Here is a 7441-nt window from a genome sequence, read left to right on the forward strand (position 1 = left end):
GTGCTACGAACCCAAGGCGTTCGCGTCGCCGGTGCCGTGTGCGGCCTGTTCGTCGGTCGGGTGGGGGTCGGGATACGGGGTGCGCCGGGGCCGGTCGTCTCCCCGCAGGATGTCGAGGATCCGCTGTTCCACCGCGCGGGTGCCGGAGGCACCGTCGCGGCCGGCCCCGTCGCTGTCGTCGGTGGCGATGTGCTCGGTGCCGCTCTCCTCGGTGCCGCTCTCCTCGGTGGCGATGTCTTCCGTGGCGATGTACTCGGCGCCGCTGTCCACGGTGGCCCGGTCGCGGGCGCCGGCCGCGTCGGCGGCCTGGACTCCGGCCACGGCCTGCGGCCGGGTGGTGCCGGTGTGGGACGCACCCGTCACGTCGTCGGGGTGCCTGATGGGTACGCCTGTCCGGTCGAACAGGGCGACGACGGTGTCGTCCCCGGGGACGGTGGCGTCGTCGGGCAGGAGCCGGCCGCCGTCCCGGACGTCGAGGGCGGTCCACAGCACCCCGCCGTCCCGGGTGTGGTAGGCGGCCAGGGCGTGGGGGCCACCGGTCCGCGGGGAGGTGTCCAGTACCAGCGCGAAGGTGCCCTCGCCCCGTTCCCGGAGAACCCGGGTCACCGCGGTCCGGCTCCCGTCGAGCCGCTGCCACTCGACGCTCTCCGGGAGCGCGGCGGGTCGCGTGCCCGCCCGGTCGGGCAGGAGGACGGCGTCCCGCAGCTCCGCCAGGAGCCGCAAGGCCGGGTTCGGCGTCTCCGGTCGGGTGTCGGGCATGCGTGCGACGGCCCGGAGAGCGTCGTCCGCGGCCGCCGAGAACTCCGCCCGGTTCAGTGCGGTGGACGGCGGCCGGTCCAGGGTGCGCAGGTGGATGTTGCCGAGGACGTACCGGTGGGCCCCGTCGGGACCGCGCACGGTGACCTTGGCGACGGCCGCGACCTGGTAGCCGGTGACCCCTGTGCCGTCCGGTGACGGCTGCGTGGTGCCGGCGCGGAGGTAGAGGCGTTCCTGCCGGCCGATGCCCGCGGTCCGCCCGCGTTGCGGCCGGTTCCCGGCCGAGGCCCCGAGGCTGAAGCCCTGGCCGCCGCTCAGGCCGGCGGTCGGGGCCGTTCTGGCGGTCACGCCGGACGTGGCGCCGGAGGAGGTGACCTCGATGTCGTCCTGGGAGAAGTCCACACCGGCGTAGACGGTCACGGGGTCGTACAACTGGACACGCAGCGCCGGGCCGTCGACTCCGGGGCCGCCGACGAACGGGGCGACGTTCTCGGCCTTCAGTTCGACCAGCCGGTCGGTGCGGATGAGTTCCCGCAGCCGAATCAGCAGGCCCTCGGTCGACAGCGTCTGTGCGGACGGCCCCTCTCTCCGTTCCAGTGCCGGTGCGACCTCGCGCAGAGCCCGTGCGAGGTGGGGCAGGGCGTCGAAGTGATGGATCTCCAAGGGTCCGCGCGGTCTCCAGGCGCCGGTGCGCAGGATGGGCCCGAAGGAGACGGTGACGCTGTCCCCCGGGGCCGCCGTTGCCTCCGCGGGGTCGTCGGAGACGACCACTGGTGTGACGACGGGGCCGGGCCAGTGTTCCGGACCGGTTGCCTCGTTCACGCCGCCGAAGCGGATGGTCGCGGTGATCGCGGCCACCGCGGACGCGCGCAGCGGGGCTCGGACCGCCCCGTCGAGCCGGCTCGCGCGCAGGAGCGCGTCCGCGAGAACGGCGGCGCCGTCGTGGACGACCCGGGGCAGGAGCAGGCGGGGCAGCATCCCCAGGACGTTCTCCAGTGACCGGGCCGAAGCTTCGACGTGGACGGTGTAGGGCACGCCGGTGGCCTCCAGGACGGTGTGCTCGCCGGCGTGCAGCCACACCCGTCGGTCCCGGGTGTGCGTCCGTCCCCAGGTGTTGCTGTGCTCGTTGCCGTCGCCGAGCGAGGCGCCGACGAGGCCCTTGACCGGGAAAGTGACGTTGACGGCCCTGCTGCGGCTGTCGGAGGAGCTGTGTGCCGTGGCGCCCGGTCCGGCGAGTGCCGAGCCCTCGCCGGTGGACCGGAGGAGCTGTGTCTCCAGGCCTTTGCCGGACACGGTCGGCCGGCCGCGGACCTTTTCGAACCCGGGCGTCGGATCGGCTCTGACCGACAGGGTCACCAGATAGGGGCCGAGCCATCCCGTGTAGGGGAAGGACACCGACATGTGCCGTGTGGCGACGGCCTGGGCCAGGCCGCGTTCGGACGTCATCTCCTGCACGGCCTTGGCGGCCTGCGGGGTGTAGGAGGTGCTGCCCGGGGTGAGGGCACCGGGGGCGACGGCGTTCACCGTCCGCCGTACCTCGTCGATCAGATGAGGGTGTCCGGGGTGGGGGGCGATCTCCGTGACGGCCGCCAGACCCAGGTTTCCGCTCGCGACGAAGGAGGCGGGCAGCGGCCTGTCGGGCACGGCCGCCGGTGCGGGGCCGGACGTCGCGGCGTCGGCGGCCGTCGTGGTGTGGGCCCCTGACGTGGGGCCGGCCGCTGTCGCCGGTTCGGGGGCGCTGGGGGGCGCCGCGTCGGTGCGTGCGACGAGTGCGGACAGTCCGGCGTCTTTGTGCAGGTCCGTGGCGTGCACGAGGAAGTCGACGGCCTCCGCCGCCTCGACGGCGACGGTCCGCTCCGGCCGGCGGGGCAGCAGGCCGGCCAGCAGCCCGGGCCGGCCGGGAAGCACCTTGGCCGTCACGACCAGGCCGGCCCGGAAGTGGTGCCCGGGCAAGGGGCCTTCCTCGGTGGTGATGCGGTAGCTCGTGCTGCGGTCCGAACGGGTCGTGCCCGCGCCGCCGCTGAAGCCCTCGCCGTAACGGGCGGAGAACCCGATCGGGGCAGCGACCGTTCCGAAGGTGCCCGAGGGGGTGTGCCCGGCGCCGTGGGAGCCGGTGACGTCCGTCCCGCTGCCGGCCATGTGCCACCGCTCGGTCACCACGCCGTCGGAGGCGCGGGGCAGCCGCCGCACATCCGTGAGATAGGCGTGCAGCTGCACCTGGACGTCACCGAGGGGGACCAGGACACCACCGGGGTCGCGGATCATGGCGGGGAGCAGGTCGAGGAGATGGGAGAGCGAGAGCGCGCTGCGGACCAGGACCGGAAGCATCGAGGCGGGGTTCCGGGGGTCCTCGCCGACGGTGGCCTCCCGCAGCCGGCCGGCCGCCAAGGACAGGTGCGAGGGACGGCGCGGCTCCCGGTCCGTGTCGCCCCTGTCGTCGTAGGAGCCCGGCATCCTGGGTCCCAGGTCCGCCATTTCGTGGGCCGGGGCCTCTCCGGCGTCGCCGGCCGCCCCGGCTGCCCGGGCGTCCGGTCCGGCACCGACGGCGCGCAGCACCGCCTCCTGGACGGCCTCGGCCGCCGTCAGCCGCTCCAGGAACGCGGCCCGGGGGTAGAAGCGGGGTTCCTCCCCGGCCGCACGGCGGGCCAGCGTCGTCTCGTCCTCCGCGGTGACGTCGCGGATGCGGGGCCGGGGAGTGGCCCCGTCCTGCCCGGGTTCTTCGAGCATCCGGTAGTCGGGGACGGCCATGCGCACCCGCACCTCGGCGGCCAGGTCCGTCATGTTCTCGTACGAGAAGCGTGCCCGGAGCAGCCCGGGTCGCTCCGTGATGTGCACACCCGGGGAGCTGATGAAGTACTGCTCCTCGCCGATCGAGGTGGCGGCGGCGTCGGTGACTCCGGACTGCCGGCTGTAGCCGTATCCGACTTCACCGCTGAGGCCGGCCGAGGCGCTGACGGGGCCGCCGCCCGACACGGAGAGACCCGCGCTGAGTGCCGCCGTGCTGCGGGTGCGCTGCTCGGTCGCCTCACCGAACGACGCGGTGAAGTTGAGGACCCTGATGTCCGGGGCGAACAGCAGGTGGGAGACTTCCGCGTCCGGCTCACCGGTCCGGAGCGGTTCCACACCGACCCTGACGGCCAGCCGCGACACGCCGATCGGCCCGGGCAGTTCGAAGACCAGCACCCGCGGTTCGGTCACCAGGTCGCGCAGTCCCGCGGCGGTCCGGGCCTCCTCCAGCAACCGGGCGTTGACCAGCCGGTGCCGGTTCGTCACGGCGTCACCCGAGGCCGCTCCCTCACCCGGCAGGTAGCCGAGCCCGTGGAGTACGTTCCTCAGTTCCCCGAAGAGACCCTCGGCACCGGTCATGCCCACCGGGGTCGACAACAGGCCGGGCGCGTTCTCGCGCACGTCACGCGGCGGATGCACACGTGTCGGCGTCCGGCCGGGAGGCGCCTGTACCGAAGCGGCGGCCGGCACCCGCAGGGTCACCGGGTACGCGGCGTCGGCGGAGGCCAGCGGTCCGCCCCGCGGCTCCAGAGGGGCGCCCTCGGCTCGCACCAGGCGAATCCTGGGCCTCAGCTCGGCCCGCTGGAGCACATGGGGCGCGGAGGAGCGCAGACCGAAGGACTTGAGAACTCCGTGCGAGGTGCTGATGCCGTGACTCTCCCGGTACTGGGTGCCGAGGTTGCCGGCGAGGTGCAGTCCGCCCCCCAGCCAGCCCAGGTCGCCGCTCACGCTCAGTCCGACGCCGTTGGTCACGGACAACCCGGTGGCGGACGACGTGACCCGGATGATGTCGCCGGACTCCAGCACCGTGTTGGTCGTCCGGCCCAGGTATCCCGTGGAGTCGGACCAGACCAGGTCGAACTGCAACGTGAAGAAACCGACCGCCGTGCCCCGGGTGTCGTGCAGGAGGGGCGAGGCGGGGACGACGAAGCCGCCGCGTACGTTCCCCTCGGAGAAGTAGTGCCTGAGCACCTCCCGGGATTCCGGCGCCAGGTCACGCACCTCCGGGAAGCCTTCGAGGACCGCCAGGTACAGCAGCTCATGATGGGGGAAGGCATCGACGCCGACGAGCGGGACCTGCTCCTTGACGACCTCCCACGGCGCCGGCCTCAGCCGGGTCTCCGGGCTCTCCCCGGCCGCGCGCAGCAGGTGGGCGGGGAAGAAGGCCGGCTGCTCCCAGGACAGACCCGGCACACGTTGCCAGGACTGCGCCCCCGGTCCCGCCGAGTACGTCTCCTCGGTGGGCGTCGTCAGCCGGTACTCCAACGTGGCGTCGTAGTGGTAGAGCTCGGAGTGCTCCGCGTGCGCGCCCTGGAGGTTGATCGACCGGGTCGTGACGGACGCGGACACCGTTGTCGCCCGCTGGTTGACGGTGGCGGAGATCCGGGGGCCGATCGCGGCGGACTGCGGGGCGTGTGAGCCGGTGAGGGCCAACGGCCGGGGCCAGGCGAGGCTGCCGGTCCGCACATCGCTGTTCCCGCCCGACACCCCGGAGGCGGTCGTGGGCAGCGTCCAGTGCTGCACTCCACCGGGCCGGTCCGCCAGCCGGAGGACGGCCTGTCGCGGGGCGGCCAGCCGCTGCCGCACCCGGAGCACGTAGGGAATGCCGCGGGAGCGGAACGGCTCTGCGATCTCCACGCCCCCGCTGCCCAGGAGGTCGCGCTGGCGTGCCGCGAGAGCGGCGGGGGTGAGGCGCTCGGCCAGGGCGTCCTCAAGGCTCCGGTGGCCACCGGCGAGTTGCCCGGCCCAGGCGCTCATCGTGCCCAGGAGGCCCGGGCGCCCGCCGGGACGGTCGGCTAGGTCCCGGATCACCTGGGCCCGCAGCAGCGCGACGGGCTCCTCGGGGATGGGTGCCAAGTGGACCAGGCCCAGCTCACCGGCACCGTCGTCCCGTGCCAGGCGGGCGACCGCCTCGGGCAGGGAGGGCTCGGTCACCGGGTGCGGGGTGACGGTACCGTCCGGCCTGGCGGGAGCCGGACCCCCGCCTTCGGAACCGGTCGCCCCGGACGTCTGCTCCTCGGCGGACAATGCGTCACCGTGCGGCGCCGCGTCACCGGGTCCGCCGCGCCCACCGGCACCCGGCACCGCTCCGGCTGTTGTCCGGGCGAACTCACGCGCCTTGGCCTCGGCCGCCGTCGTGCCGTGCTCCGTCAGCGCCAGGGCGACCTGGCGCACCTCGCCCCACCACCGCTCCCGACGCAGTCGGGTGCCCGCATCGTCGCCGATCGACACGGTGGTCGGGTTCCAGCGCTGCTGGATCCCGACGGCTTCGCGAACCACGTCCGGCGACAGTCCCGTGAGCAGGGGCTCCTCCCGCACCGCCGCGGCGAACGCCCCCAAGTCGGCCCGGGCCGGCGTCGGCCCGGCGGCGCGACGACCGCTGCTCCGGGACCCTCCGGGCACCGGCTGCTCCGCCACCTCCCTGTCGGCGGCCTCATGCGCGGGTGCTCCGCCGAGAAGTCCGCCCGGGGTCCTGCGCGCGCCCTCCGCCAGGGCCCCCGCGCCTTCCTGCCGACGGGCATCTGTCCTGGGCGGGCCGGACGTGAGACGCACCTGCTCCCCGTGCGGTGCTTCGCCGTCCTCGCCGGCGCGGTCCACTGTGCTCGTCCGGCGGGTCACCCGGACGTCCGGGGCGTCCTCCCCCGCGGCCCGTACCGGCCCCGGTTCCGTGGTCCGTTGCGGGGTCCGCGCCGGAGAGCCGGGAGCCGTGCCGGGCGTGGCCGGCGGTGGGTCGACGGGTGCGCCGGCCGGGTCCGCGGCAAAGGCTCCGGTGTGCGGGCCGGGCCGGGTGCCGGTCCCGGGGAGGGCGCCGGCGGCTGCGTCGCCGCGGGCGTCCGGTGCGCCGGGGTCCCCGGAGGTTCGGGGGTGGGGTGGGGGGGTGGTGCGTGCGGTGGTGTAAGCGCGGTGGAAGGCGTTCTCGTGGCGGGCTTCGTGGTGGAGCCAGGCGGCGAGTCGTTCCTCGCTCGCGGGGGCGAGGGCGGGGTCGGCGTCGGACTGGATCCGGTCGTGGACGCGCAGGGTGTCCTCACGGAACTCCTCGCCGAGGCGTTCCAGGGTGGGTTCGTCGACGTCGTAGTGGTGGGCGGGGCTGTCGGGGTGTCCGGCCAGGGCGTGGAAGTCCCGGCCGGCCCGCTCCAAGAGGTGCTGGCGTTCCGCTTCGTGAACCATGCGCCGGGGCAGCGCGCTCCTCAGGGCGTCCAGGGCCTCCTGGTAGGAGGTGCCCGGCGCCTCGCCTCCACCGGCGGCCGGCCGACCGCCGTGCTCGGAGCCCGCACCGTCCTCGCCGTGCTCGGCGCCCGCGCCGTCCTCGCCGTCCGGGCGCGGGGGGCGGCGGAAATCGACGTGGCCCGGGCGACTGAACCAGTCCGCGTCAAGGAGGTGTTCGACGTCCTCGTCGAACGCCCGGGCCAGCCGCTCACGTCCTTCCTCGCCCAGCGGCGGCCCCTTCGTGAGACTGCCGCTGTCCTCGAACTCGTCTGCCGCATCGCGGAACACGGCCCGGCCCTGCCGCAACCGCTCCTCACGGGCTTCCGCGTACTGAAGGCGCTGCTCCAGCACCCGCGCGCTGGTGGTCTCCCGTACATGCTGCTGCCAGCGATCCTCGAAGAGGCCACCGTCACCATGCCGTTCGCGCAGCACGGCGTGCGCGGTGCGCAACTGCTCGGCGAGATCCGCCCGG

General features: G+C 74.5%; 1 protein-coding gene. It reads right to left on the reverse strand.

Annotated features, from left to right (window positions below):
* Positions 1-3: 3 nt before the first annotated feature.
* The gene (locus tag IF37_RS0134415; protein WP_216725869.1) at positions 4-7320 is read right to left on the reverse strand and encodes a hypothetical protein; all 7317 of its coding nucleotides are present in this window, start codon (positions 7318-7320) and stop codon (positions 4-6) included.
* Positions 7321-7441: the final 121 nt, after the last annotated feature.

It is taken from the genome of Streptomyces sp. NRRL S-31, assembly GCF_000718775.1.
In the GTDB taxonomy this organism is placed as follows: domain Bacteria; phylum Actinomycetota; class Actinomycetes; order Streptomycetales; family Streptomycetaceae; genus Streptomyces.